We start from the raw sequence: 24,144 nt of genomic DNA on the forward strand, positions 1-24,144 counted from the left end.
GTAGGGGTCGGCCGGTCAGTCCAGCACGACGATTTCGGCCGAGTCGAAGGACACCCCCACAGCGCCCCCGACCTCCGGCGCCTCCCGCAGCGCGCACGCCGCCTCCAGCCTCGGTGCGCCCTCCGGCTGGAGGTGCACGGCGACATGGGTGCCCCGGAAGGTGCGGGCGGCGACCCTGCAGCGCAGGCCCTCCTCCGCGCCCACCAGGCGCACCCCGGCGGGCCGGACGAGCAGCGTGCGCGCCCCCTGCCCGGACCCGGCCGGCACCGGCACCTTGCCCCACGGCGTGACCGCGACCTCCCCGGCGACGGTCGCCTCCACCACGTTGTCGAAGCCGAGGAAGCGGGCCACGAACGCGTCCGCCGGACGCTGCCACACCTCAAGAGGCGTACCGGACTGGGCGATTCGCCCGTCCCGCATCACCACGACCCGGTCGGCGAGCGCGAACGCCTCGCCCTGGTCGTGCGTCACCGCGAGGACCGTGGTCCCCAACCGGCCGAAGAGTTCCCTCAGTTCGACGACCAGCCGCTCCCGCAGCGACCGGTCGAGCTGACCGAGCGGCTCGTCCAGCATCAGCAGCCGGGGCCGAGGCGCGAGCGCCCGGGCCAGCGCGACCCGCTGCTGCTCCCCGCCGGACAGCGCGGCGACGGCCCGCCGGGCGGCGCCGGGAAGCCCCACGAGGTTCAGCAACTCCTGTACGCGGTCGGCCTGTTCCTGCCGGGAGGCCGCCCGCATCCGCAGCCCGAAGGCCACATTGCCACCCACGTCCCGCTGCGGGAACAGCTGATGGTCCTGGAACATCAGCCCGAGCTCCCGCCGGTGCGCGGGCACGCCCGCCTGGTCGCGTCCGTCGAGCAGCACCCGCCCGGAGTCCAGGGGTTGCAGTCCGGCCACCGCCCGCAGCAACGTCGACTTGCCGCTGCCGCTGGGCCCGAGCACACACACCACCTCATGCGTGGCGACGGCGAGATCGACGGCGTCCAGCACCGCCCGTCCGCCGAACCGCACGGTGGCACACTCCAGTTCGAGCAGCGGCACAGAAGCAGGTGGCATCAGAACTCCCCCGTCCGGTCGGTCCGCAGCCGCTCCAGCACCAGCAGGGCCACCGCGCACACGATCATCAGAATCGTCGAAAGGGCCATCGCCTGGCCGTAGTTGAGCTCACCGGCCCGCCCGAGCAGTCGTGCCACGGCGACCGGCAGCGTCGGGTTGTCGGGCCGCGCGATGAACACGGTCGCCCCGAACTCCCCCAGCGACACAGCGAAGGCGAACCCGGCGGCGACCAGCAGCGCCCGCCGCACCATCGGCAGGTCCACCTCCCGCCACACCCGCCACGGCGACGCCCCGAGCACGGCCGCCGCCTCACGCAGCCGCTGATCCACCGCCCGCAGCACCGGCAGCATGGTCCGTACGACGAAGGGCACGCCGACCAGCGCCTGCGCCAGCGGCACCAGGATCCACGTACCGCGCAGATCCAGCGGAGGCTCGTCCAGCGCGATCAGGAACCCGAAGCCGACGGTCACGGCGGAGACGCCGAGCGGCAGCATCAGCAGCGCGTCGAAGCCACGGACCAGCCGCCCGGCGTCCCGGCGGGTGAGGGCCGCGGCAGCCAGCCCGCCGATCAGCACCGCGATGGCGGTCGCGGCGACGGCGTACTGAAGCGAGTTGCCGATCGCCTCGATCGGCGGAACCAGGAAGACATTGCCGTCGTCGCTGGTCAGCGCCCGGTAGTAGGCGAAGCCGGGCGCGTCCAGCGAGCGCTGCACCAGCACCGCGAGCGGCAGCACCAGCAGCACGGCGATCGTGGCGAGCACCCCGGCGAGCAGCGTCCACTGCCCGGTCCCACGCGGCCGGCGCGCCGTCACGGAGGCGTCCACGAGCCGCAGCGCGGTCTCGCGCCGTCGTACGGCGGCGGCGTGCACGGCGAGGATCGCGCCGACGGCCACGAACTGGACGATCGTGAGGACGGCGGCCGTCGACAGGTCGAAGATCTCGGAGGTCTGCCGGTAGATCTCCACTTCGAGGGTGGAGAAGGTGGGGCCGCCGAGGATCTGCACCACACCGAAGGAGGTGAAGGTGAAGAGGAAGACCATCAGCGCGGCGGCGGCGACGGCGGGCCCGAGGGCCGGCAGCGTGACCGTGCGCCAGGCCCGCAGCCGGGACGCGCCCAGCATCCGCGCCGCCTCCTCCTGCCGCGGGTCGAGCTGCGCCCACAGCCCGCCCACAGTCCGTACGACGACCGCGTAGTTGAAGAAGACATGCGCGAGCAGGATCGCCCACACGGTGGTGTCCAGCCGTACGCCCCACAGCTCGTCGAGCAGCCCGCCGCGCCCGACGAGCGCGAGGAACGCCGTGCCGACGACGACCGTCGGCAGCACGAACGGAACGGTGACGACGGCCCGCAGCACCTGCTTGCCCGGAAAGTCCAGCCGCGCGAACACATACGCACCCGGCAGCGCGACCAGCAGCGTGAGCGCGGTGGACGCGAGCGCCTGCCAGGTGGTGAACCACAGGACGTGCCGGATGTCGGACTGCGCCAGCACGTCCCACAACCGCCCGAACTGCCAGCCGCCGTCCGTCTTCAGGCCGCGCGCGACGATCGCGGCGACCGGGTAGGCGAAGAAGACGGCGAAGAACGCGACGGGCACGGTCATCAGAGCGAGCCGCGCCGCCGCGCTCCCCTTGGCGCCCTTCCCGGGGGCGTCCTTCACGGGTGCGCGCTTCCCCGGGGGCCCCTTCTCCAGGGCTACTTCAGTACGAGCGAGGTCCATGACTTGACCCACTGGTCGCGGCGGGCGGCGATCTTCGCCGGGTCCATGGTCTCGGGGTCCTTGGCGGCAGGACCGTACCGGGTGAACTCGGCGGGCACGGCCGCGCCCTTCACCACCGGGTACACGAACATGTTGAGCGGCATGTCCTCCTGGAACTTCTTGCTGATCAGGAAGTCGATCAGCGCCTTGCCGCCCTTGCCGTTGGCCGCGTTGTCCAGCAGCCCCGCGAACTCGACCTGGCGGAAGCAGGTGCCGGTCGCGACGCCCGTCGGAGCGGTGGTCGGCTTCGGATCGCCGAAGATCACCTCGGCGGGCGGCGAGGAGGCGTACGACACGACGAGCGGCCGGTCCGCTCCCGCCTTCCTGCCCCCGGCCGAACCGGAGAACTCCCCGTTGTAGGCCTGCTCCCAGCCGTCGACGACCTTCACCCCGTTCGCCTTGAGCTTCTTCCAGTAGCCCTCCCAGCTGTCGCCGCCGTACTTCGCGGCCGAGCCGAGCAGGAAGCCGAGGCCCGGCGAGGAGGTGGCGGCGTTCTCGGTGACGAGGAGGTTCTTGTAGGCGGGCTTCACCAGGTCGTCGAAGGAGGCGGGCGGGGTCAGCTTGTGCTCGGCGAAGTACTTCTTGTCGTAGTTGACGCAGATGTCGCCGTAGTCGATGGGCGTGACCCGGTGTTTGTCGGCGTCCAGCTGGAAGCGGGCGTCGACCTGCGCGAGCCCCTTCGCCTCGTACGGCTGGAACAGCCCGTTGTCGAGGGCGCGGGACAGGAGGGTGTTGTCGACTCCGAAGAAGACGTCGCCCTGCGGGTTGTCCTTGGTGAGGATGGCCTTGTTGACGGCCTGCCCGGCGTCGCCGTCCTTGAGGACCTTCACCTTGTAGCCGGACTGCTTCTCGAAGTCGGCGAGCACGCTCTTGGAGACGGCCCACGAGTCGTGGCTGACGAGGGTCACGGTCTTGGACTCCGTCGCTCCCCCGCCGCCGTCAGTCGACCCGCACGCGGACAGCGTGAGCAGGCCGAGCCCCACGGCCACGGCCACGATGGTCTTGTTCTGCACTGGATTTCCTCCTGGGGGTGACCAGGAAGAGACGCGGCCCTGCCCGGGTCCGCACGGGACGGACGCCGGGCAGGGCGCAACAGCTCGAGTGATGACCGAACTTCCTACCCAGAATGACCTGGGCGAGGTTCAGAGGGTCTGCGGGCCTGGATGCCGCACTCTCAGCGCTGTGGCGCTCCCCTGTCGGAATATGAAGATATGTGTACGGCCTAAAGACTACCGCTCGGTGGCCGCGAGCTGACCGCACGCCCCGTCGATCTCCTGACCACGGGTGTCCCGGACGGTCACGGGGACGCCGTGCGCGGCGATCGCCTCGACGAACGCCTTCTCGTCCTCCGGCCGGGAGGCCGTCCACTTCGAGCCCGGGGTCGGGTTGAGTGGGATGAGGTTGACGTGCACGGGCTTGCCGCGCAGCAGCCGCCCAAGCCGGTCACCGCGCCAGGCCTGGTCGTTGATGTCGCGGATCAGCGCGTACTCGATGGACAGCCGGCGCCCGGAGCGCTCGGTGTACTCGAACCCGGCGTCCAGCACCTCCCGCACCTTCCACCGCGTGTTCACGGGGACGAGGGTGTCGCGCAGCTCGTCGTCGGGCGCGTGCAGGGAGATCGCGAGCCGGCACTTGAAGCCCTCGTCGGCGAACCGGTGGATGGCGGGCACCAGCCCGACCGTCGACACGGTGATGCCCCGCTGCGAGAGCCCGAGCCCGTCCGGCGCCGGGTCGGTGAGCGCGCGGATGGCGCCGACGACCCGCTTGTAGTTGGCGAGCGGCTCGCCCATCCCCATGAAGACGATGTTGGACAGCCGGGCCGGCCCCCCGGGCACGTCCCCGTCCCGCAGCGCCCGCATCCCGTCGACGATCTGGTGCACGATCTCGGCGGTGGACAGATTCCGGTCGAGCCCCGCCTGCCCGGTGGCGCAGAACGGGCAGTTCATCCCACACCCCGCCTGCGAGCTGATGCACATGGTCACCCGGTCCGGGTAGCGCATCAGCACCGACTCCACGAGTGTGCCGTCGAACAGCCGCCACAGGGTCTTGCGCGTGGTCCCCTGGTCCGTCGACAGATGCCGGACGACCGACATCAGGTCCGGCAGCAGCGCCTCACGCAGCTTCTCGCGCGCACCGGCGGGAATGTCCGTCCACTCCGCCGGGTCGTGCGCGTAGCGCGCGAAGTAGTGCTGCGACAGCTGCTTGGCACGGAACGGCTTCTCACCGATCTCCGCCACAACCTCCTTCCGCTCGGCGGGCGAGAGGTCGGCGAGGTGCCGCGGCGGCTTCTTGGCTCCGCGGGGGGCGACGAAAGTGAGTTCTCCGGGCTTAGGCATGGCCATACCAGTGTCGCAGATCGAATCGGGTGGCCCGGGCCGCCCGGATCCGGGTGCGGGACGGTTACCAGTTCCGTTCGGCGGTGGTCTTCGCCGGGCCGAGGACCTCCACATGGCCGTGATCGCCGTACAGGGCACGCCGCCAGTCGCCGAACACCTTCGCGGTGCGGTCCGCGCTGTCCTGCTCTCCCACACCGAAGTCGACCCGGACCACGGCCACGCTGCGGGCGCTGTCCGCGGGCACCCGGATGTGGACGCTCGTCACGTGGGAGGCGAGGGCCGCATCCGCTTTCGGAGCGTCCTTCGTGAGGTAGGCACGGAATTCGCGGAGCATCGGGAACCATCGGTGCGGACCGCTCGCAGGGTCGTCGGTGCCCTGGTCGTCGCTGGTCTCGTCGGGAAGATTGCTCTGGCCGTCGTCGGTGGTCTCGTCCGGAAGGCTGCCCTGGTCGTCGCTGGTGGTGTCGGGCAGGCTGCCCTGGTCGTCGCTGGTGGTGTCGGGAAGGCTGCCCTGGTCGTCGCTCGTCTCGTCCGGGAGATTGCTCTGGCCGTCGTCCGTGGTCTCGTCCGGAAGGCTGCCCTGGTCGTCGCTCGTCTCGTCCGTCGCGGACGATCCCGGTCCGGACGTGGCAGCCGTTCGCTCCCCGGCCTGCTGCGTACCGCAGGCGGTCAGCGGCAGGCAGCAGAAGGCAAGCACCACGGCAACGGGTGCGTACCGAGTCATCAACTTCATGTGTGTCCCCCTTCACACAGTGAGAGGGGGACACACAGCCGGGAGTTCCATCGATCGCGGCGGGGCTACGCCATCCCGTGCTCCAGCCGGTCCTTCAGCAGCCGTTCGTTGTGCGGGAGCTCCTTGCGGACCTGGGGGCGGACGACGAGCGGGAGGAGGACCTTGCCCATGCCCTTGCCCTCGAAGTCGAGCTCCATGGTGACGCGGGAGCGGCGGCCGTCGTCGAGCGGAGTGATCTCGCCGTGGACATGGCCGCGGATGGGCCCGTCGACGCCCTGCAGACCCCAGGCGCGCGGTGGGTCGTACTCGGTGTACTCCATGGTCATCGGCACGTCCCTGCGGCCTACGTGCCGGGTGATCCGCAGCCGGGAGCCCACACCCACCGGACCGGGGTCGAGTGGCTCCGCCGAGACGGCGCTCTGCTGCCACTCCGGCAGATGGGACGGGTCGATGACATACGCCCAGACGTCCTCGGGGCTGCGGTCGACGTCGATCGAATCACGGAAGCCGGACATGAAGCCCGCCCCCTTCCAGGGAGATCCCCCCTGAGGGCCCTCACCAGAAATCGTCCCACTCGGCCGCCCCGACGGCCACGGCAGCGGGCCCCCGCCCTGAGGTCAGGACGGGGGCCCGCACAAGCCGAAGAACGCGCTCGGATCGGCCGGAATCAGCCTGGATCAGTCTGAATCAGCCGGAACCCACGAACAGCACGAGCAGCAGCCATACGACCGGAGCCGTGGGCAGCAGCGAGTCCAGCCGGTCCATGATGCCGCCGTGGCCCGGGAGCAGCGTGCCCATGTCCTTGATGCCCAGGTCCCGCTTGATCATGGACTCGCCGAGGTCGCCGAGCGTGGCGCTGGCCGCGACGGCGAAGCCGAGCAGCAGACCCTGCCACCAGGTCCCGTCGTCGATCACGAACTGCATGAGCAGCGCGCCGGCGACCATCGCGAACGACACCGCGCCGAGCAGACCCTCGCGGGTCTTGCCGGGGCTGATGCGCGGGGCGAGCTTGGTCCTGCCGAAGCGCCAGCCGACGGCGTACGCGCCCGTGTCGCTGACGACCGTCAGCAGCAGGAACGTCATGACGCGGAACGCCCCGTCGTCGGCGGTGAGCATCAGGGCTACGAAGGTGGCCAGGAACGGGACGTAGAACGCGGCGAAGACGCCGGCCGTGACGTCCTTGAGGTAGCCCTCGGGCGGTTCCGTCATCCGCCAGACCAGCACCGCGAGCGCGGTGAGGGCCATGGCGACCCAGGCGCCCTCGGGCCCCCGGACGTAGCCGGCGACGACCATCGCCGCGCCGCCGACCGCGAGCGGCACGAGCGGCGCCTTGATGCCCTTGCGCTCCTGCAGCCTGCTGGTCAGCTCCCACAGACCCACGACGACGGCGACCGCTATCACCCCGACGAACACGGCCTTGACGACGAACAGCGACGCGACGATCACCACACCGAGCCCGACCCCGACCCCTATGGCCGCGCCCAGGTCTCGGCCCGCACTCTTCTTCGGTGCGGGCGCCGGGTGAGGGGCGTCGGGCATGGGCTCCGGATTCTGCGGCACTGCCGCAGGGGGCTGTGCCGACGGGGTGTCGTCACCACGGGCGGCGCCGGCGTGGGCGCCGCCATAGGTCTCGTCTCGGAACAAGGGGCCGCCCAACCGAGCGGCCCCCCGGTCGTCATCCTGGTGACCGCCGTATGCGGATACGTCGGGGACGACGGGCATGGGGCGAGTCTGCTGCGCCTCAGGCGCATCGTACGCGGAACCCGCCGGGACAGCGCCCTGGACAGGCCCCTGGTCGACGGGCCCCCAGTACCCGGCCCGCGACCCGGTGTGTGGCGGTGAGCCCCAGGAAGAGTCGTTCATCAGACCTCGAGCAGCTCCGCTTCCTTGTGCTTCAGGAGCTCGTCCACCTGAGCGACGTACTTCGCGGTGGTGTCGTCGAGCTCCTTCTCCGCACGACGGCCCTCGTCCTCGCCGACCTCGCCGTCCTTGATGAGCTTGTCGATCGCGTCCTTGGCCTTGCGGCGGACCGCGCGGATGGACACCTTGGCGTCCTCGCCCTTGCCCTTGGCGACCTTGATGTAGTCGCGGCGGCGCTCCTCGGTGAGCTCGGGGAACACCACCCGGATGATGTTGCCGTCGTTGCTCGGGTTGACGCCCAGGTCGGAGTCGCGGATCGCCTGTTCGATGTTGCGCAGCGCGCTCTTGTCGAACGGGGTCACGACCGCCATGCGCGGCTCCGGCACGGAGAACGAAGCCAGCTGGTTGATCGGCGTCGGCGCGCCGTAGTAGTCGGCCACGATCTTGTTGAACATCGCCGGGTGCGCACGGCCGGTGCGGATCGCGGCGAAGTCCTCCTTGGCGACCACGACGGCCTTCTCCATCTTCTCCTCGGCCTCGAGGAGGGTCTCTTCGATCACCACTTGCTCCTGCGTGTCTTGAGTAGGCCCGGCTGCGGTTCCCTGTCGGTGGCGGCGGCCGGCTGCGTCGCGTCTTCTTCCTGCACGGTTCCCGACCGGCAGAACATTGTCCATCCCCCGACCCGGGTCCGTCCCCGGTCAGGTGTTGTCGTGCGGACCGGAGAGGGACCGAAGAGTCCTACCGGTCGTGGACCGGGGGTTTTCGGTCAGGCCCGGCTGCCCTGCTCACCCACCAGCGTGCCGATCTTCTCACCCTTGACGGCGCGAGCGATATTGCCCTCGGCCAGAAGCTCGAAGACGAGGATCGGGAGCTTGTTGTCGCGGCACAGCGTGACGGCGGTGGCGTCGGCGACCTTCAGGTCGCGGGTGATGACGTCCCCGTAGCCGAGGGCGTCGAACTTGACGGCCGCCGGGTTGGTCTTCGGGTCGGAGTCGTAGACGCCGTCCACGCCGTTCTTGCCCATCAGCAGCGCCTCGGCGTCGATCTCCAGGGCGCGCTGGGCGGCGGTGGTGTCGGTGGAGAAGTACGGCATGCCCATACCGGCGCCGAAGATGACCACGCGGCCCTTCTCCAGATGGCGCACGGCGCGCAGCGGGATGTACGGCTCGGCGACCTGGCCCATGGTGATGGCGGTCTGCACCCGGCTGTCGATGCCCTCCTTCTCCAGGAAGTCCTGGAGGGCGAGGCAGTTCATGACCGTGCCGAGCATGCCCATGTAGTCGGAGCGGGCCCGGTCCATGCCGCGTACCTGCAGTTCGGCGCCGCGGAAGAAGTTGCCGCCGCCGATGACGACCGCGATCTCCGCGCCGTCCCGGACGACGGCTGCGATCTCGCGGGCGATCTTGTGCACCACGTCGGGGTCCACACCCAGGCCGCCGCCACCGGCGAAGGCCTCTCCGGACAGCTTCAGCAGAAACCGGCCGCTCACTTTGCCGTCGTCGCTCTTCTGGGCCTTGGTGGTCATGACGTTCTCGCTTCTTTGACGGGTCGCACATACGAGGAGGCCATTGCCGCGGCGGGGTGTCGTTCGCATCCCATGCGCGGCAATGGCCTCCTCGTCAGATCTGCTGTCGTCCGTCACGCGCCCGCGTGACGGCGTACCGGACGACTGCACCCGACCCTATCGGGCCGACGCGCCGATCGCGGCACGGACTCAGATGCCGACCTTGATGCGCGTGAAGCGCTTCAGGGTGACACCGGCCTCGTCCAGGACCTTCTGGACGGACTTCTTGTTGTCGAGCGCGTACGGCTGGCCGAGCAGCGTGGCGTCCTTGAAGAAGCCGTTGAGGCGACCCTCGACGATCTTCGGCAGGGCGGCCTCGGGCTTGCCCTCGGCGCGGGTGGTCTCCTCGGCGACGCGGCGCTCGGACTCGACGACCTCGGCCGGCACGTCCTCCTTGGAGAGGTACTTCGGCGCGAAGGCGGCGATGTGCTGGGCGATGCCCTTGGCGACGTCGGCGTTCGGCTTGTCCAGCTCGACGAGGACACCGATCTGCGGGGGCAGGTCGGGCATCGTGCGGTGCATGTAGGCGGACACGAAGCCGTCGGTGAACTGCGCGAAGCGGTCCAGGACGATCTTCTCGCCGAGGTTGGCGTTGGCCTCGTCCACGAACGCCTGGACGGTCTTGCCGGCCTCGATCTCGGAGCCGAGCAGGGCGTCGAGGTCGGCCGGGGAGGTCGCGGCGACGTGCTGCGCGATCTGGTTGGCGACGGCCTGGAACTTCTCGCCCTTGGCGACGAAGTCCGTCTCGCACTTCAGCTCGACGAGGACACCGGAGGAGTTGTCGTCGGCGATGACGGAGACCACGGCGCCGTTCTCGGCGGAGCGGCCCTCGCGCTTGGCGACGCCCTTCTGGCCCTTGATACGGAGCGCCTCGACGGCCTTCTCGACGTTGCCCTCGGCCTCGTCCAGCGCCTTCTTGCAGTCCATCATGCCGGCGCCGGTGAGCTCACGGAGCTTCTTGACGTCGGCGGCGGTGTAGTTCGCCATGATCTGTGAATCTCTCTCGGAGTTCGAAGTCTCGAAGATCTACGAAGATCTGGGGGCTGTGGGTGAACGGCGGGCGGCGTACTGGACGCCCCCCGCCGTCACTTCGTCCCTACGACCGTACGGGCGCGACGGCGACCGCACGGCCTACGGCCTGAATCAGGCCTGCTCGCCCTCGGCGGCCGGAGCCTCGGCGGGGGCGGCCTCGGCAGCGGGGGCCTCGGCAGCGGGGGCCTCGGCAGCGGGGGCCTCGGCAGCGGGGGCCTCGGCCTCAGCGGCCGGAGCCTCGGCAGCGGCCTCGGCCGGCTTCTCCGCGGCCTCGGTGTCGGCGTCGGCCTTCTTCTCGCCCTCGAGCAGGTCGCGCTCCCACTCGGCCAGCGGCTCGCCCGCGGCCTTCTCGCCCTTGTCACCGGTGGCGACACGGGAGCGGGAGATGAGGCCCTCGGCGACCGCGTCGGCGATCACGCGGGTGAGCAGGGTGACGGAGCGGATCGCGTCGTCGTTGCCCGGGATCTTGTAGTCGACCTCGTCGGGGTCGCAGTTGGTGTCGAGGATGGCGACGACCGGGATGTTGAGCTTCCGGGCCTCGCCGACCGCGATGTGCTCCTTCTTGGTGTCCACGATCCAGACGGCGCTGGGCACCTTGGACATCTCGCGGATACCACCGAGGGTCTTCTCGAGCTTGGCCTTCTCACGCGAGAGGACCAGGAGCTCCTTCTTGGTCAGACCCGAAGCGGCGACGTCCTCGAAGTCGATCTGCTCGAGCTCCTTGAGGCGCTGCAGACGCTTGTAGACGGTGGAGAAGTTGGTGAGCATGCCGCCCAGCCAGCGCTGGTTGACGTAGGGCATGCCGACGCGGGTGGCCTGCTCGGCGATGGCCTCCTGCGCCTGCTTCTTCGTGCCGACGAACATGACCGTGCCGCCGTGGGCGACGGTCTCCTTGACGAACTCGTAGGCGCGGTCGATGTACGACAGCGACTGGAGCAGGTCGATGATGTAGATGCCGTTGCGCTCGGTGAAGATGAAGCGCTTCATCTTCGGGTTCCAGCGACGGGTCTGGTGACCGAAGTGGACGCCGCTCTCCAGCAGCTCCCGCATCGTGACGACGGCCATGGCCGTTCTCCTTGTTTTTCTCGGTTGTGCCGCGGATGCCGGACGGCTCCCGCGCCTGACGCCCGCGGTGCGCCGAGCCACGAAGGACCGAGGGGCGCGGATACCGGGAGACCGACCGTGGCCGGCGCCCGATACCGGGGCGTGCGAAGTCGACCCGGTGACCCGGATCGCCAGAAGAAGTGTACGGGACCCGGGAGGCACCGGGTGACGCCACTGTCCACAACCGGCGAGTAGTCCACAGGTCCGCGCCGTGGCCCGGGGGATGCGGAACGGTTCTCCCATGTACGCGAAGCGATGCCTCGGCGGCCTGGTGCTGCTCCTGTTGATCACGATGCTGGCGTCCGTGGCGTGGGCGGACCCGCAGGCCCCGCCGCGAGCCCCCGCGCTCCCGTCGGCTCCGGTCCCGGCGATCGGCCGGTCCTGGCCGGTCGGCACGCGCCCGGCGGTGGTACGCGGCTGGGAGCCCCCGGCCACGCCGTACGCGCGCGGTCACCGGGGCGTTGACCTGGCGGCCCCGCCGGGCGCCCCGGTCCGGACGGTGGCTCCGGGCCGTGTGTCCTTCGCGGGGCGGGTGGCGGGCCGCGGGGTCGTCGCAGTGGAGCTGACCGGCACGGGTGAGCCGCCGCTGCGGACGACCTATGAGCCGGTACGGGCGTCGGTGCACAAGGGTGACGAGGTGGCACCGGGTCAGGTGATCGGCATGGTGGAACCGGCGGGGCCGCACTGCGCGGTGACGTGTGTGCACTGGGGGCTGCTGCGGGGCGAGGCGTACCTGGACCCGCTGTCGCTGCTGCCGCCGTGGCTGCTGCGCCGGGGCCCGTCGCGACTGCTGCCGGTGGTCGGCGTCCCCCTGCCGTAGCTCAGCCCAGCACGCCCCGCAGGACCATGGAGACCGCCGCGTCCGTGATCGCCGAGGGATCCTCGGCGGCTCCCAGTTCGATCCGCCGTACCGCCGCGTCCACGACGCCCTGCAACAGCATGGCCGCGAGGCGGGGCTCCGTGTGCCCCAGCTCCGCCAGGGCCTCCCCGATCATCGATACGAGCCCGCCGTGCGCCGCGCGGATCTTCTCCCGGGCCCCGGCGTCCAGTTCGCTCGCCGAGATCGCCACGACGGCCCGGTGCCGGCGGTCCCCCACCAGCGCGAGCTGCTGCCGCACATACGCCTCGACCTTGGCCTCCGCCCCATCGGCCGCGGCCATGGCCGTCTCGACCTCCGCCGCCCACACGGGGAAGTCGACCTCGCACAGCTCCTCGACCACGGCGGCCCGCGACCGGAAGTACTCGTACACGGACGAGCGCGCGAGGCCGGTGCGCTCGGCGAGGGCCGGGAAGGTCAGCGCCTCCGTCCCGCCTTCGGACAACAGGGAGCGTGCCGCGTCCAGCAAAGCGGCACGCTGCATCGACCGGTGCTCGGCCACGGAGGCCGCTCGAATCCTTGGCACGTCAACCACTCTACGGACGCGCCACCCCCGACGGGAGTGACTCGGGCCGGTCAGCGACCGAAGCCCGCCAGTTTCGCACGCAGCTGGAGCACGGACTTGGTGTGGATCTGGCTGACCCTGCTCTCAGTCACGCCCAGCACGTTCCCGATCTCGGCGAGCGTCAGCCCCTCGTAGTAGTACAGGGTGACGACCGTCTTCTCCCGATCGGGCAGCGTGTTGATCGCCCGCGCCAGGAACCGCCTGAGCTCCCGGTCCTCGGCCACCTCCACGGGGTTGTCGGCGGCGGTGTCCTCGAGGGTGTCCATCAGGCTCAGCCGGTCACCGCCCTCACCCCCGGCGTGCAGCAACTCCTCCAGCGCCACCACGTTGGCCAGCGACAGCTGACTGAACACGGCGTGCAGCTCGTCCACCGCGATGCCCAGCTCGGCGGCCACCTCACACTCCGACGGAGTCCGCCGCAGCCGCGCCTCCAGCGTGGCGTAGGCCCGCTCGACGTTGCGCGCCTTCTGCCGCACCGACCGCGGGATCCAGTCCAGGGCCCGCAGCTCGTCGATCATCGCGCCCCGGATCCGGGTGATCGCGTACGTCTCGAACTTGATCTCCCGGTCGATGTCGAACTTCTCGATCGCGTCGATCAGCCCGAAGACCCCGGAGGACACGAAGTCGGCCTGCTCCACGTTGGGCGGCAGACCGACGCTCACCCGTCCCGCCACGTACTTCACCAGCGGCGAGTAGTGCAGGATCAGCTGCTCCCGCAGCCGCTCGTCCCCCGTGTCCTTGTACGACCGCCACAGCTCGTCGAGCGTCGAGGGAGCGGGCGGCCGCACGCTGCCACCGTCGCGGGCGGCTGGGGGGATCGCCGCCCGGTCGGGCCCGGAGGTGTGCTGGGGCATTCGTCGCCTTGTGCCGTTCTGCCGTGAAGTGCGTGAGGTGGGTACCGCGTGGTGCAGAGGTGCCGGTCTGTGCCGGAATCCACGTGAGCGTAGCGTGACTGGAGTGTCGCGGTGCGCGAAGGGCGTGGTCGGACCGGTACGCAGATACGTTCCGCTGGGCGCACCCCAGCGTTGCCGCGCTCGCTGTGGGTGATCACCGGGATGGGTCAACTGCCGCAATTCCCAAGGCTTTCGAGGTTCCCCCGGACGGCCGAACCTCCCGGGTCAACACGAGCGTCGACCTACTCGAACGGAGACCATCGCCTGGCGTGTCAACTTCCAGCCGTCGCCGTGTCGTTCGACGTAACCGAGTGCTCTGAGTTCGTACAGTCTCGCGAGCGCGTCGTCGGGTGTGGTGCGGGCCTCGCGGGCGACCTCGTCGACCCCGGCGGTTCTGCGGGCGGGGAGCGCGGCCAGGACACGCCGGGCGCCCGGCTCCAGCAGGTCGAGCGGCAGCACCGGGCCGCGCCGGTCCGGGGCCAGCTCACCCATGTCACCGACCAGCTCGACGACCTCGGCGGCGTCGGTGACCAGCACGGCCTCCCCGCGCAGCAGCTCGTGCACACCGGCCGAGAGACTGCTCGTGGCCGGCCCCGGCACCCCCATCGTGTGCCGGCCCAGCCGCTGCGCCGCCCGCGCGGTGACCAGCGAGCCGCTGCGGTACGCGGCCTCGACGACGACCGTGCCCCGGGTGAGGGCGGCGATCACCCGGTTGCGCAGGATGAATCTGTTCGGCGTGGGATGGTCGCCGGGGGGCAGCTCGCCGACCACCAGCCCCTGTTCGCCGATCCGGTTGATCAGCTCGGTGTGCCCGCGCGGGTAGGGCCGGTCGACCCCGCAGGCGAGTACGGCGACGGTGGCGCCGCCCGCGCCGAGGGCACCCCGGTGGGCGGCCCCGTCGATGCCGTAGGCCCCGCCGGACACGACCACCCACCCTCGTTCGGCGAGCCCGCAGGCCAGGCCGGCGGCCATGTGGGCGCCGTACTCGGTGCAGGCGCGGGCGCCCACGACGGCGACCGACCGCAGCGCCCACATGCGCAGGCTGGGCCGCCCGCGCACCCAGAGCCCCAGCGGCCTGGCATCCCCGAGTTCGTCCAGGGTGCCGGGCCACTCGGCGTCCCCCGGGCACACGAACCGCACCCCGGCCTCCCGCGCCACGGCCAGGTCCCGCTCCGGCTCGGCCCGCCCGGCCCGCGCCAGCAACCCGGCCCAGCGTTTCGCAGTCACCCCGGGCAACGGCTCCCCGTCGCCCCGCAACCGGCGTACCACCTCCCGTACGCCCCGCTCCCGCACCCACTGCCCGCCAACCTCGTCGCCGGGCTCGACGACCCGCCCGAGGAAGACGCGGGCGAGCCGCTCGTCGCCCGGGTCGCCACCGCCGTTGACGCCAGGGCCGTTGACGTCGGGGCCATCAGGGCGGTTCATGCCGGGGCCGGTCATGCCAGTGCCGGTCATGTCAGGGCCCGTCATGTCAGCGCCCCGAGGGCCATCGGCACCCCGCGCGGCACCCCCGTGCGCAGTTGCAGGGCGAGAGCCACGTCCATGGCGTCGGGCCGGTCGTGGCCGACCAGGTCGGCGACGGTCCAGGCGACGCGCAGCACCCGATCGAGCCCGCGTGCGGTCAGCACCCCGCGCTCCAGGTTCCGTTCCGCCTCGTCCATGGCGCCGATCGCGGCATGCCAGCGGTTGCGCAGCTCACGGCCGGGGATCTCGCTGTTGGTCCGCCACCCGGTGCCCGCCAGCCGGACCGCCGCACGTTCCCGGGCGGCCCGGACCCGGTCGGCGACGGTGGCCGTGGACTCGCCTCCGGGACCGCGGTGCGCCAGCTCGGCCCGGCCGACCGGGTCGACCTCGACGCGCAGGTCGACCCGGTCGAGCAGGGGCCCCGAGAGCCGCGCCTGATAACGGCGGATCACCGAGGGCGGACACTCGCACACGGTGTCGCGTTGCGAGAACCGGCCGCACGGGCACGGGTTGGCCGCCAGCACCATCAGGAACCGGGCCGGGAAGCGCAACACTCCCGCACTGCGCGCGATCACCACATGCCCCGCCTCCAGCGGCTGCCGCAGGGCGTCGAGTACCTGGCTGCCGAACTCGGGGGTCTCGTCGAGGAAGAGCACCCCTCGATGGGCCAGCGAGACGGCCCCGGGGCGGGCGAACCCCGCCCCGCCCCCGACCAGCGACTGCATCGTGGCCGAGTGGTGCGGGGCGCAGTACGGGGGCACGTCGATGAGGGGCTTGCCCGGTGGCAGCAGTCCGGCCACCGAGTGCACCGCCGTGACCTCCAGCGACTCCTCCCTGCTCAGCCGGGGCAGCACGGCGGGCAGGCGCTCCGCGAGCATGGTCTTGCCCGCGCCGGGCGGTCCCTCGAGGAACAGGTGGTGTCCGCCCGCCGCGGCCACCTCGACCGCGGTCCGCGCCGAGCGCTGCCCGACCACGTCCGCGAGGTCGTGCCCGTGGTCCTGCTGGGCGGTGCCCATGCTGTGCATCCCGGTGGCCGCGCCGGCGCCGGGCATCCTGAGCCCGGCCAGGAGCGGGTCCGGGCGGCCCGCCTCGTCCGGTTCCTCGGGCACCGGCTCGTCCGCGAGGACGGCGATCAGCTGCCGCAGACTGCGGACCCCGAGCACGGAGACGCCCGGGACCAGCGACGCCTCGGCGGCGGCGCACTCCGGCACGACCACCTGTTCGTATCCGGCGTCGGCCGCGGCCAGCACCGCGGGGAGGATGCCCCGGACCGGGCGCACCCGCCCGTCCAGGCCGAGCTCCCCGATCATCACGATGTCGGCGAGCACCCGTGGGTCGATCCGTTCGGCCGCGCCGAGCACGGCGCTGGCGATGGCGAGATCGAAGCCGCTGCCGCCTTTGGGCACCGAGGCAGGGCTGAGTCCTACGGTGAGTTTCTTCTGCGGCCACTCGCCGCCCGAGTTCACCACGGCGGCCCGGACCCGGTCCCGGCTCTCGCTCAGGCTCTTGTCCGGCAGCCCCACCAGCGTGAAGGCCGCCACTCCCGGTTCGAGGTCGGCCTGGACCTCGACGACGACGCCCTCGACGCCCACCAGCGCCACCGAGCACGTACGCGCGAACCCCATCTCAGGCCACCCCCCGCGCGTGCTCGACGACGGCCGCTCCGCGGCGGGGCAGGACGACGCCGATCAGGTCGATGCGGACGCCGCCGGGCGGGGCTCCCCCGTGCGTCTGGATCCACCTCTCGGCGAGCCCGCGCAGCCGCTCGGCCTTCTCCGGGGTGACCGCCGCCATCGGGTGCTGGAAAGCGCCGCCCCTGCGGGTCTTCACCTCGCAGACGACCAGGACGTCGCCGTCCCTGGCGACGATGTCGATCTCACCGGTCCTGCCGCAGCGCCAGTTGCGCTCCAAGACCGTCATCCCGGCCTCGGTCAGCCGCCGGGCGGCCAGTTCCTCGCCGTACCTGCCGAGTGCGCCTCGGGCCAGATCCGTGTTCGTGCTCATGTGGGCACCACCTCCGGCACCCACGTTCACGCATCCGCCGCCACAAAAAGGATCTTGGTGGAGAACTCGGCGACTGTGGATAACCCGGTCACCCACACGGGCGTCCGCCCGCGGGCCTCAGCTTCCCGGAAGCTCCAGATCGGTCTTGTTCAGCTCCTCGATGTTCACGTCCTTGAACGTAAGCACCCGTACCTGCTTCACGAACCGGGCCGGCCGGTACATGTCCCACACCCAGGCGTCCGCCATCGACACCTCGAAGAACACCTCGCCCTGGACCGAGTGCACCTGCATCTCGTAGTCGTTGGTGAGGTAGAAGCGCCGCTCGGTCTCGATCACGTATTTGAACAGACCGACGACATCGCGGTACTCCCGGTAGAGCTTCAGCTCCATCTCGGTCTCGTACTTCTCGAGGTCCTCGGCGCTCATGGCATGTTCCCCTTCAGCCGTGCGATCTCCCCATTGTGCGCCAGTCCCGTGCGCATCTAGACGATTTCCGTGTCCAGGGTTACGGGTCCGGCCGGGGGACCGTCGTCGAGCAGCGTGCGCAGCAGCTCGGCGAGTCTGGTCGGATACACCGTCTCATGTGCCCGGGTCAGTTCCTGACACGTCCACCAACGCGCTCCGGCGACGCTGCGCCGCTCCAACTCGGTCAGGGCCGTGGGCCGGGGCGCCGAGCTGTGCGTATCGGCCGTCCGGGCCAGGTAGTACCACTCGTCCTGGTCCCAGCGGCGGCCCGCGAACGGGAACGAACACTTCCGTCGCCACAGCACCGGGCCGAGCTCGACCTCGGTGATGCCGGTCTCCTCGGCGAGTTCCCGCAGAGCAGCCTGTTCACGGGTCTCGTCGCCCTCCACGCCCCCGCCGGGCGTGAACCACCAGTCGTCGGCCGGGTCGTCCGGTTCGTGGCCGTGCAGCAGCAGGATGCGGTCCTGCGGGTCGAGCAGGACGACCCGGGCGACCTTGCGCAGTCCGCCCTCGTAGGAGTCGACGCCCGCGCCTGCCGAGCCGTCGGTGCCGTTGGTGCCGTCGGTCGTCTCAGCGGGCACCGGCCGGCTCCGGCTGGGGGCGGGCGCGGCGGCCCGAGGTCCGCTTGGCGATCGGGCCGTACGCGCCGCCGCCGAGGACCAGCACGGCGCCGGCGAGGATCAGCCAGGTGATCGTCCGCAGCGGGCCCGGCTGGGAGAGGGCGCCGAGCGTCTCGAAGCCCGTGGGGCGCTTCAGCATGCCGTTCATGGGCCAGACGACGGAGTCGACGCGGGCCTTGACGGCACTGCGCGCGACCGTGCCCTGGGCGGCGTCCGTGAGGTGGGCGGTGGAGTCCAGGGAGCCCTGCCGCTCGTCGCCGAGCAGGAAGAGCCTGCCGTCGGGGACCTTCACGGTCGGGAAGTTCTTGATCTCGGCCAGGCTGCCTGGGGGCAGATACGGTTCTTCGATCTGCTTGCCGTTGACAGTGAGCTTGCCGTCGGTGCAGCAGGCGACCGTGTCGCCGCCGACGGCGACCACCCGCTTGACGACGAGCGCGTTGGTCACCCACGTCTTGTCGCTGAAGACGACGACGTCCCCGCGACGCACCTCGCCGCCGTCGACCCGCTCGGCCAGCACGCGGTCGCCGGCGGCGATCGTCGGACTCATGGAACTGGTGGGCACGGTGTACGGCCGGTAGATCAGCGCTCCCCAGCCGAATCCGCCGAGGAACAGCGCGAGGCCCAGTGCGACGGCCAGTCCGGACAGTCGCTGTCCGGTCCGGCTGCCCACCGGGCCACTGCTGGTGCCACCGCCACTGTGCGGGGCCGTACGCGTCATGCTCTCGCCACCCATGGGTCCGCACCCTACCCGGCGGTACCGAATCGGGTCAGCCCTTCTTTCCCGCTCTTCCCCGGTCTCCGCCCGTCTTCCCCTGTCTTCCCCGGCCGTGGTCACAAGCTTGGGAAAGGGTTTGCCGAACGGAAGCCGGAAGATTCAGCGGGTCGCGGACTCCTGCGTGCGCCGACGGCGCCACAGGACCACCGGCGCGGCCCCGACGAGGGCGAGGCCCTGCGGGGCGACCGTCAGCGCCGTGGACGCCGCGGACTGCTCGCTCAGACCGGTCTGGTCGAAGGTGTCCGGCACGGGCAGCGTGCCCCAGCGGCTGAGCGGCCAGGCCTTGACGATGGCGCGCCCGACGACCTGGTCGACGGGCACCATGCCGTGGTTCACGTCCGACTGGTTGTAGCGCGAGTCGCGCGAGTTCTGGCGGTGGTCGCCCATGACCCATACGAAGCCCTTGGGGACCTTCACCGAGAACTGGCCGCCCTGGTCGTCCTGGCTGCACGGGGTGTTGCCGGGGTACACGTACGGCTCGTTCAGCGCCTTGCCGTTGACCGTGAGCGGGCCCGTGCCCTTGCAGGAGACGGTGTCGCCGCCGACGCCGATGACCCGCTTGATCAGGTCCTTCTCCTCCGCGGACGGCATCAGGCCGATCCAGCTGAGGAAGGTCTGGAAGGCGTTCGGATTGGCGGTGTTCTCGCCCGCCAGCCAGTCGTCGGGGTCGTGGAAGACGATGACCTCGCCGCGCTCCGGCTCGGAGCCGAACCAGGGGGTCAGTTTGTCGACGAGGACCCGGTCACCGATCTTGAGGGTGTTCTCCATCGAGGCCGACGGAATGGAGAACGCCTGCACCAGGAACGTCTTGATCAGCAGGGCTAGGACGAGCGCGATGCCGATCAGGATCGGCAGCTCCTTCCAGAAGGAGCGCGGCTTCTTCGCCTTCGGAGCAGAGTCGCCCGACCCCTCGCCACCGGTCCGGGGCGGCTCGTCCGCCGGCGGGCCCTCACCGCCCGCCACGGGGTCATTCTCTGCGTTCACGGCGCTGTCCGAGGCCGGGTCGGCGGCTTCCACGGACCGTCCGCGGTGATCCTCGCCGTCGTGCCCGGACCGTGCGCCAACCGCCACATCCCCCACGCCAACTCCTCACTCTGTGCCGCTGCCTGCCCCACATACGACGCAGGCCCACTACTCCCATAACGAGCGGGAGTTCCGCAGGGCTCGGGAGTTGTCGAATCGATCCGTTCGGATCGCCGGAAGCAACCCTATGCGACAGCTGGGCGGCGGCGGTCGCCGTGGCGGCCGAGCCGGTCACGGATGAGAAAGTTTGCGGTTCTTTGAGACGGACCCAGTGGCCCAGGGGCCAGGCGATGACCATGGCCCGGCCCACCACCTCGTCCTCCGAGACGGTGCCGCCGTAGTCGGTGTTCTGGTGGGAGCGGGAGTCCGCGGAGTTGGCCCGGTGGTCGCCCATCACCCACAGCCGCCCCTGCGGGACAGTGATGTCGAACGGCATGCTGGAGGGCTCGTTGCCCGGATACAGATAGGCCCCCTCCTCCAGGGGAACCCCGTTGACGGTCACCCGCTTCTGCGCGTCACAGCACACGACGCGGTCGCCGCCCACTCCGACGACACGCTTGATGAGGTCCTTCTCGTTGTCGGACGGCAGCAGACCGATGAAGGTGAGCCCCTCCTTGATCTGCTTGACGACGACGGGGTCCTTCTTCCTGGTCGTCGTCTGCTCGTCGTTGAGCCAGCCGCCGGGGTCCTTGAACACGACGACGTCCCCGCGCTCGGGCTTGGAGCCGAACCACGGGGTGAACTTGTCGACCAGGACGCGGTCGCCGATCCGGATCGTCTGCTCCATGGACCCGGACGGAATCACGAAGGCCTGCACCAGGAACGTCTTCAGAACCAGCGCTATCAGGACGGCGACCCCGACCAGCAGCGGTATCTCACGGACGGCGGAGCGCCTGCGCTTGCGCTTGACCTTGCGCTGCAGCTTGCGTCGCTCCGCGCGCGTGCGGCCGCCGGCCGGGCTGGAGGCGCGCCGGACGCCGGTGGGCAGGAGCTGGTCCCCGGCGGAGGCGGGGACGCCGCGCGGTCTGCCGCGGTTACCCATGGGCGCCCTCCCCACCGGGCACGCGCGCGTAGCCGCTCGGGCGGGGCAGTCGGGTCAGGTGCGCATACGGCCAGACGATCCAGTCGGCGCGGCCGATCACAACGTCGACGGGGATCATGCCGCCGCCCGGTGAGCCCAGATGGTCCCGGGAGTCGCTGGAGTGGCTGCGGTGGTCACCGAGGACGAACAGGGTGTTCTTGGGCACGGCCACGTCGAAGTCCACTGTGGACGGGCTGTCGCCGGGGTACAGGAACGTCGACTCGTCGACCGACCGGCCGTTCACCTGGATTCTCCCCTCCTTGTCGCAGCAGACCACCTGGTCTCCCCCTACACCCACGACGCGCTTGATGTAGTCGGAGTTCCCGAAGTACCCGGTGCCGTCGAACACGATGACGTCGCCGCGCTGCGGCTCGGCACCGAAACGGTACGCCAACTTATTTACGAGAACCCGGTCGCCGATCCTCAATCCGTTTTCCATGGATCCGCTGGGAATCTGGAATGGCTGCGCCACGAAAGCGTTGAGGAGCAGCAAAAACACCAGGCCGATCAACAGGGACAGACTGATCCGGCCGCCCGGCAGCCACTGGATGACGCGTGCCGCCAACATGAAACGCGACCGTCCCTCCACTCCCTCGGTGTCCGGGACGTCCTGGGAGGCGTCCGCGGAAACGGAAGGGCTGGAGGAGCGGTCGCGCTCCGTCGTCGGCTGAGCTTCGGTGTCCATCGGGGCCAGATGTTATCCGGCCCCGCTTTGAACCCCTCGGTGCGCTCAGTTGTCGCGCTTCTCCTTGATCTTCGCGGCCTTGCCGCGCAGCTCACGGAGGTAGTACAGCTTGGCGCGACGCACGTCACCGCGGGTGACGAGCTCGATCTTCTCGACGATCGGGGTGTGCACCGGGAAGGTGCGCTCGACGCCGACGGAGAAGGAGACCTTGCGGACCGTGAAGGTCTCGCGGACACCGGCGCCCTGGCGGCGGATCACAACGCCCTTGAACTGCTGCACACGGGAGCGGTTGCCCTCGATGACGCGCACGTGGACGTTGACGGTGTCACCCGGGCGGAAGGCCGGGACGTCGCTGCGCAGCGACGCGGCGTCGACGGTGTCGAGCAGGTGAGACATTTCGTCTGCTTTCTTCGCTGATGCCACAGGTCATCAACGGAACTAGATGTTCGAGGATTGAGTGCCGTGTGCCCGTCGAGGCGGGCGTCGTGTCCCCCTGCGGCAGGGGCGCACACCGGACGGCGCACAACAGCGACCTATTCTTCCACGCCCTCGGTCCTGCGCCAAAATCGACCGTACGGCTCGCCCTGCGGGTCGGGCGCCCAGCCCAGGATGGAGAGCATCTCGCGGTCCTTCTTGTCGAAGGTCTTCGGGTCGCAGCGCTCGATCAGGTCGGGCCGGTTGGCCGTCGTACGGCGCAGCGCCTCGTCGCGCCGCCAGCGGGCGATCTTCCCGTGGTGGCCGCTGAGCAGCACGTCGGGGATGTCCCGGCCGCGCCAGGCGGGCGGCTTGGTGTAGACGGGGCCTTCCAGGAGGTTGGCCATGGCGCCGGGGGCGAAGGAGTCGTCGCGGTGGGACTCGGCGTTGCCGAGCACCCCGGGCAGCAGGCGTGCCACGGCCTCGGTGACGACCAGGACGGCGGCCTCGCCGCCGGCCAGGACGTAGTCGCCGATGGAGACCTCGTAGACGGGGATCCGGGTGGCGTACTCGTCGATGACCCGCCGGTCGATGCCCTCGTAGCGGGCCGGCGTGAAGATCAGCCAGGGGCGCTCGGAGAGTTCGACGGCCAGTTCCTGGGTGAAGGGGCGGCCGCTGGGCGTCGGAACGACGATCGCGGGTGCGCGCGAGCCTCGCTCATAGCCGTCGGCGAGGACGGAGTCGAGGGCGTCGCCCCAGGGCTCGGTCTTCATGACCATGCCGGGTCCGCCGCCGTAGGGCGTGTCGTCGACCGTGTTGTGCCGGTCGTAGGCCCACTCCCGCAGGTCGTGCACCTGGACGTCGAGCTGCCCACGCGCGCGTGCCTTGCCTACGAGTGAGACGTTCAGCGGGTCGAGGTACTCGGGGAAGATCGTGACGACGTCGAGGCGCATTACGACGCGTCCTCGCCCTCGGCCTCGTCCCGTGCGGACGCGATCTCCGCGCGGTCGTCGATGAGCCCGGGCGGCGGGTCGATGATCGCCCGCTGCTCCTCGAGGTCGATCTCGGTGACGATCGACTCGACGAACGGGATCATCACCTCGCTGCCGTCGGGCCGCTCGACGATGAACAGGTCCTGGGAGGGCAGGTGCGAGATCTCGGTGATCCGGCCGACCTCGACGCCGTCGGTGGTGACCACGTCCAGGTCCATCAGCTGGTGGTCGTAGTACTCGTCCTCCTCCTCGGGCAGCTCGGCCGGGTCGACCTCGGCGATCAGGAGGGTGTTGCGCAGGGCTTCGGCGGCGTTGCGGTCGCGCACGCCCTCGAAGCGCAGGAGGAGACGGCCGCTGTGGACGCGGCCCGTCTCGATGGTCAGCGGGCCGGTCGAGGCCGGGTCCGTGGACAGGACGGCGCCGGGCGCGAGCCGCAGCTCCGGCTCGTCGGTGCGTACCTCGACGGTGACCTCGCCCTTGATGCCGTGGGCGCGGCCGATCCGTGCGACTACGAGCTGCACTTCTCAGAATCTCCTGTCATCACGACTACGGGCCGGGGACGGCCCAGTGGCCCTCCCCGGCCCGAGCCGGTGCTGCGAAACGCGTCAGCGGACGTGATCCACGTCGACGAGGTCGACGCGGACGCCCCGGCCGCCGATGGCGCCCACGACGGTGCGCAGAGCGCGTGCGGTGCGGCCGTTGCGGCCGATGACCTTGCCGAGGTCGTCCGGGTGGACCCGGACCTCGAGCACGCGCCCACGGCGCAGGTTGCGCGAGGCGACCTGCACATCGTCGGGGTTGTCGACGATGCCCTTCACGAGGTGCTCAAGCGCCTCTTCGAGCATGC

General features: G+C 70.6%; 27 protein-coding genes. 1 reads left to right on the forward strand and 26 read right to left on the reverse strand.

Going from position 1 to position 24,144, the window contains the following annotated elements:
* Positions 1–15: 15 nt before the first annotated feature.
* The 11 genes from B5557_RS12580 to rpsB form a co-directional block, all read right to left on the reverse strand.
* Positions 16–1,053, reverse strand: a complete 1,038-nt coding sequence (locus tag B5557_RS12580; protein WP_079659208.1) for an ABC transporter ATP-binding protein — start codon at positions 1,051–1,053, stop codon at positions 16–18.
* Entirely contained in the window at positions 1,053–2,771 is a 1,719-nt protein-coding gene (locus B5557_RS12585) for an ABC transporter permease (RefSeq protein ID WP_079659209.1), read from the reverse strand. Before B5557_RS12585 ends, B5557_RS12580 begins: the two co-directional genes overlap by 1 nt.
* Positions 2,747–3,823: a thiamine ABC transporter substrate-binding protein gene (locus tag B5557_RS12590; protein ID WP_079659210.1), complete on the reverse strand. Its 1,077-nt coding sequence runs from the start codon at positions 3,821–3,823 to the stop codon at positions 2,747–2,749. Before B5557_RS12590 ends, B5557_RS12585 begins: the two co-directional genes overlap by 25 nt.
* A gap of 216 nt (positions 3,824–4,039) precedes the next feature.
* Complete coding sequence (gene rlmN, locus B5557_RS12595; RefSeq protein WP_079659211.1) at positions 4,040–5,146, reverse strand: 23S rRNA (adenine(2503)-C(2))-methyltransferase RlmN; 1,107 nt, start codon at positions 5,144–5,146, stop codon at positions 4,040–4,042.
* 64 nt (positions 5,147–5,210) lie between these two features.
* Positions 5,211–5,879, reverse strand: coding sequence for a hypothetical protein (locus B5557_RS12600; protein ID WP_143688173.1), 669 nt, complete (start codon positions 5,877–5,879; stop codon positions 5,211–5,213).
* A gap of 65 nt (positions 5,880–5,944) precedes the next feature.
* On the reverse strand, positions 5,945–6,394 hold the full coding sequence (locus B5557_RS12605) for an SRPBCC family protein (RefSeq protein ID WP_079659213.1): 450 nt from the start codon (positions 6,392–6,394) through the stop codon (positions 5,945–5,947).
* 172 nt (positions 6,395–6,566) lie between these two features.
* Complete coding sequence (locus tag B5557_RS12610) at positions 6,567–7,742, reverse strand: phosphatidate cytidylyltransferase (RefSeq protein WP_079659214.1); 1,176 nt, start codon at positions 7,740–7,742, stop codon at positions 6,567–6,569.
* Complete coding sequence (gene frr / locus B5557_RS12615) at positions 7,742–8,299, reverse strand: ribosome recycling factor (RefSeq protein ID WP_053748032.1); 558 nt, start codon at positions 8,297–8,299, stop codon at positions 7,742–7,744. The genes B5557_RS12610 and frr overlap by 1 nt, the downstream gene beginning before the upstream one ends.
* A 206-nt stretch (positions 8,300–8,505) precedes the next feature.
* Positions 8,506–9,264 carry a UMP kinase gene (gene pyrH / locus B5557_RS12620; RefSeq protein ID WP_079659215.1) on the reverse strand — a complete coding sequence of 253 codons (759 nt, stop codon included), beginning with the start codon at positions 9,262–9,264 and terminating at the stop codon, positions 8,506–8,508.
* A 189-nt stretch (positions 9,265–9,453) separates the two neighbouring features.
* Entirely contained in the window at positions 9,454–10,290 is an 837-nt protein-coding gene (gene tsf, locus B5557_RS12625) for a translation elongation factor Ts (protein ID WP_079659216.1), read from the reverse strand.
* Positions 10,291–10,446: 156 nt separating this feature from the next.
* The gene (rpsB, locus tag B5557_RS12630; protein ID WP_079659217.1) at positions 10,447–11,400 is read right to left on the reverse strand and encodes a 30S ribosomal protein S2; all 954 of its coding nucleotides are present in this window, start codon (positions 11,398–11,400) and stop codon (positions 10,447–10,449) included.
* A gap of 280 nt (positions 11,401–11,680) precedes the next feature.
* On the opposite strand from rpsB, the gene B5557_RS12635 reads away from it, so the two are divergent.
* The gene (locus B5557_RS12635; protein WP_231976342.1) at positions 11,681–12,259 is read left to right on the forward strand and encodes a M23 family metallopeptidase; all 579 of its coding nucleotides are present in this window, start codon (positions 11,681–11,683) and stop codon (positions 12,257–12,259) included.
* A gap of 1 nt (position 12,260) precedes the next feature.
* Here B5557_RS12635 and B5557_RS12640 read toward each other — a convergent pair whose 3' ends face one another.
* The 15 genes from B5557_RS12640 to B5557_RS12710 all read right to left on the reverse strand — a co-directional run bounded on the left by B5557_RS12640 (position 12,261) and on the right by B5557_RS12710 (position 24,142).
* A complete protein-coding gene (locus B5557_RS12640; RefSeq protein ID WP_079659219.1) occupies positions 12,261–12,818 on the reverse strand; it encodes a TetR/AcrR family transcriptional regulator in 558 nt (185 codons plus the stop codon).
* A gap of 74 nt (positions 12,819–12,892) precedes the next feature.
* The gene (gene whiG, locus B5557_RS12645) at positions 12,893–13,735 is read right to left on the reverse strand and encodes an RNA polymerase sigma factor WhiG (protein WP_079659220.1); all 843 of its coding nucleotides are present in this window, start codon (positions 13,733–13,735) and stop codon (positions 12,893–12,895) included.
* A gap of 264 nt (positions 13,736–13,999) precedes the next feature.
* On the reverse strand, positions 14,000–15,229 hold the full coding sequence (gene dprA / locus B5557_RS12650) for a DNA-processing protein DprA (protein WP_443031348.1): 1,230 nt from the start codon (positions 15,227–15,229) through the stop codon (positions 14,000–14,002).
* Positions 15,230–15,240: 11 nt separating this feature from the next.
* Positions 15,241–16,863: a YifB family Mg chelatase-like AAA ATPase gene (locus tag B5557_RS12655; RefSeq protein WP_079659221.1), complete on the reverse strand. Its 1,623-nt coding sequence runs from the start codon at positions 16,861–16,863 to the stop codon at positions 15,241–15,243.
* A gap of 1 nt (position 16,864) precedes the next feature.
* Complete coding sequence (locus B5557_RS12660; RefSeq protein WP_079659222.1) at positions 16,865–17,242, reverse strand: YraN family protein; 378 nt, start codon at positions 17,240–17,242, stop codon at positions 16,865–16,867.
* Between the two features lie 117 nt (positions 17,243–17,359).
* Positions 17,360–17,668, reverse strand: a complete 309-nt coding sequence (locus tag B5557_RS12665) for a DUF2469 domain-containing protein (protein ID WP_008737534.1) — start codon at positions 17,666–17,668, stop codon at positions 17,360–17,362.
* Positions 17,669–17,724: 56 nt separating this feature from the next.
* Positions 17,725–18,288, reverse strand: a complete 564-nt coding sequence (locus B5557_RS12670; RefSeq protein WP_079659223.1) for an NUDIX hydrolase — start codon at positions 18,286–18,288, stop codon at positions 17,725–17,727.
* Entirely contained in the window at positions 18,278–19,060 is a 783-nt protein-coding gene (lepB, locus tag B5557_RS12675; RefSeq protein ID WP_079659224.1) for a signal peptidase I, read from the reverse strand. The genes B5557_RS12670 and lepB (B5557_RS12675) overlap by 11 nt, the downstream gene beginning before the upstream one ends.
* A 141-nt stretch (positions 19,061–19,201) precedes the next feature.
* On the reverse strand, positions 19,202–20,182 hold the full coding sequence (gene lepB, locus B5557_RS12680; protein WP_079659225.1) for a signal peptidase I: 981 nt from the start codon (positions 20,180–20,182) through the stop codon (positions 19,202–19,204).
* Positions 20,070–21,167, reverse strand: coding sequence for a signal peptidase I (lepB, locus tag B5557_RS12685; protein ID WP_079659226.1), 1,098 nt, complete (start codon positions 21,165–21,167; stop codon positions 20,070–20,072). The genes lepB (B5557_RS12680) and lepB (B5557_RS12685) overlap by 113 nt, the downstream gene beginning before the upstream one ends.
* Positions 21,160–21,891, reverse strand: coding sequence for a signal peptidase I (lepB, locus tag B5557_RS12690; protein ID WP_079659227.1), 732 nt, complete (start codon positions 21,889–21,891; stop codon positions 21,160–21,162). The genes lepB (B5557_RS12685) and lepB (B5557_RS12690) overlap by 8 nt, the downstream gene beginning before the upstream one ends.
* 45 nt (positions 21,892–21,936) lie before the next feature.
* Positions 21,937–22,287: a 50S ribosomal protein L19 gene (gene rplS / locus B5557_RS12695; protein WP_030943163.1), complete on the reverse strand. Its 351-nt coding sequence runs from the start codon at positions 22,285–22,287 to the stop codon at positions 21,937–21,939.
* 137 nt (positions 22,288–22,424) lie between these two features.
* Positions 22,425–23,258 carry a tRNA (guanosine(37)-N1)-methyltransferase TrmD gene (trmD, locus tag B5557_RS12700; protein WP_079659228.1) on the reverse strand — a complete coding sequence of 278 codons (834 nt, stop codon included), beginning with the start codon at positions 23,256–23,258 and terminating at the stop codon, positions 22,425–22,427.
* Entirely contained in the window at positions 23,258–23,818 is a 561-nt protein-coding gene (rimM, locus tag B5557_RS12705) for a ribosome maturation factor RimM (protein ID WP_079659229.1), read from the reverse strand. Before rimM ends, trmD begins: the two co-directional genes overlap by 1 nt.
* Before the next feature lie 84 nt (positions 23,819–23,902).
* The gene (locus B5557_RS12710; protein ID WP_003973401.1) at positions 23,903–24,142 is read right to left on the reverse strand and encodes an RNA-binding protein; all 240 of its coding nucleotides are present in this window, start codon (positions 24,140–24,142) and stop codon (positions 23,903–23,905) included.
* Between the last annotated feature and the right edge of the window lie 2 nt (positions 24,143–24,144).

Source organism: Streptomyces sp. 3214.6 (assembly GCF_900129855.1).
GTDB classification, from domain to species: domain Bacteria; phylum Actinomycetota; class Actinomycetes; order Streptomycetales; family Streptomycetaceae; genus Streptomyces; species Streptomyces soliscabiei.

What these genes read in the sequence shown, in the direction of transcription:
- B5557_RS12580 (WP_079659208.1), bottom strand. Translation starts at nt 1,053, where the DNA reads ATGCCACCTGCTTCTGTGCCGCTGCTCGAACTGGAGTGTGCCACCGTG.
- B5557_RS12585 (WP_079659209.1), bottom strand. Translation starts at nt 2,771, where the DNA reads ATGGACCTCGCTCGTACTGAAGTAGCCCTGGAGAAGGGGCCCCCGGGG.
- rlmN (WP_079659211.1), bottom strand. Translation starts at nt 5,146, where the DNA reads ATGCCTAAGCCCGGAGAACTCACTTTCGTCGCCCCCCGCGGAGCCAAG.
- B5557_RS12600 (WP_143688173.1), bottom strand. Translation starts at nt 5,879, where the DNA reads ATGAAGTTGATGACTCGGTACGCACCCGTTGCCGTGGTGCTTGCCTTC.
- B5557_RS12605 (WP_079659213.1), bottom strand. Translation starts at nt 6,394, where the DNA reads ATGTCCGGCTTCCGTGATTCGATCGACGTCGACCGCAGCCCCGAGGAC.
- B5557_RS12610 (WP_079659214.1), bottom strand. Translation starts at nt 7,742, where the DNA reads ATGAACGACTCTTCCTGGGGCTCACCGCCACACACCGGGTCGCGGGCC.
- pyrH (WP_079659215.1), bottom strand. Translation starts at nt 9,264, where the DNA reads ATGACCACCAAGGCCCAGAAGAGCGACGACGGCAAAGTGAGCGGCCGG.
- tsf (WP_079659216.1), bottom strand. Translation starts at nt 10,290, where the DNA reads ATGGCGAACTACACCGCCGCCGACGTCAAGAAGCTCCGTGAGCTCACC.
- rpsB (WP_079659217.1), bottom strand. Translation starts at nt 11,400, where the DNA reads ATGGCCGTCGTCACGATGCGGGAGCTGCTGGAGAGCGGCGTCCACTTC.
- B5557_RS12635 (WP_231976342.1), top strand. Translation starts at nt 11,681, where the DNA reads ATGTACGCGAAGCGATGCCTCGGCGGCCTGGTGCTGCTCCTGTTGATC.
- whiG (WP_079659220.1), bottom strand. Translation starts at nt 13,735, where the DNA reads ATGCCCCAGCACACCTCCGGGCCCGACCGGGCGGCGATCCCCCCAGCC.
- dprA (WP_443031348.1), bottom strand. Translation starts at nt 15,229, where the DNA reads ATGACCGGCACTGGCATGACCGGCCCCGGCATGAACCGCCCTGATGGC.
- B5557_RS12655 (WP_079659221.1), bottom strand. Translation starts at nt 16,863, where the DNA reads ATGGGGTTCGCGCGTACGTGCTCGGTGGCGCTGGTGGGCGTCGAGGGC.
- B5557_RS12660 (WP_079659222.1), bottom strand. Translation starts at nt 17,242, where the DNA reads ATGAGCACGAACACGGATCTGGCCCGAGGCGCACTCGGCAGGTACGGC.
- B5557_RS12665 (WP_008737534.1), bottom strand. Translation starts at nt 17,668, where the DNA reads ATGAGCGCCGAGGACCTCGAGAAGTACGAGACCGAGATGGAGCTGAAG.
- lepB (WP_079659224.1), bottom strand. Translation starts at nt 19,060, where the DNA reads ATGGGTGGCGAGAGCATGACGCGTACGGCCCCGCACAGTGGCGGTGGC.
- lepB (WP_079659226.1), bottom strand. Translation starts at nt 21,167, where the DNA reads ATGGGTAACCGCGGCAGACCGCGCGGCGTCCCCGCCTCCGCCGGGGAC.
- lepB (WP_079659227.1), bottom strand. Translation starts at nt 21,891, where the DNA reads ATGGACACCGAAGCTCAGCCGACGACGGAGCGCGACCGCTCCTCCAGC.
- rplS (WP_030943163.1), bottom strand. Translation starts at nt 22,287, where the DNA reads ATGTCTCACCTGCTCGACACCGTCGACGCCGCGTCGCTGCGCAGCGAC.
- trmD (WP_079659228.1), bottom strand. Translation starts at nt 23,258, where the DNA reads ATGCGCCTCGACGTCGTCACGATCTTCCCCGAGTACCTCGACCCGCTG.
- B5557_RS12710 (WP_003973401.1), bottom strand. Translation starts at nt 24,142, where the DNA reads ATGCTCGAAGAGGCGCTTGAGCACCTCGTGAAGGGCATCGTCGACAAC.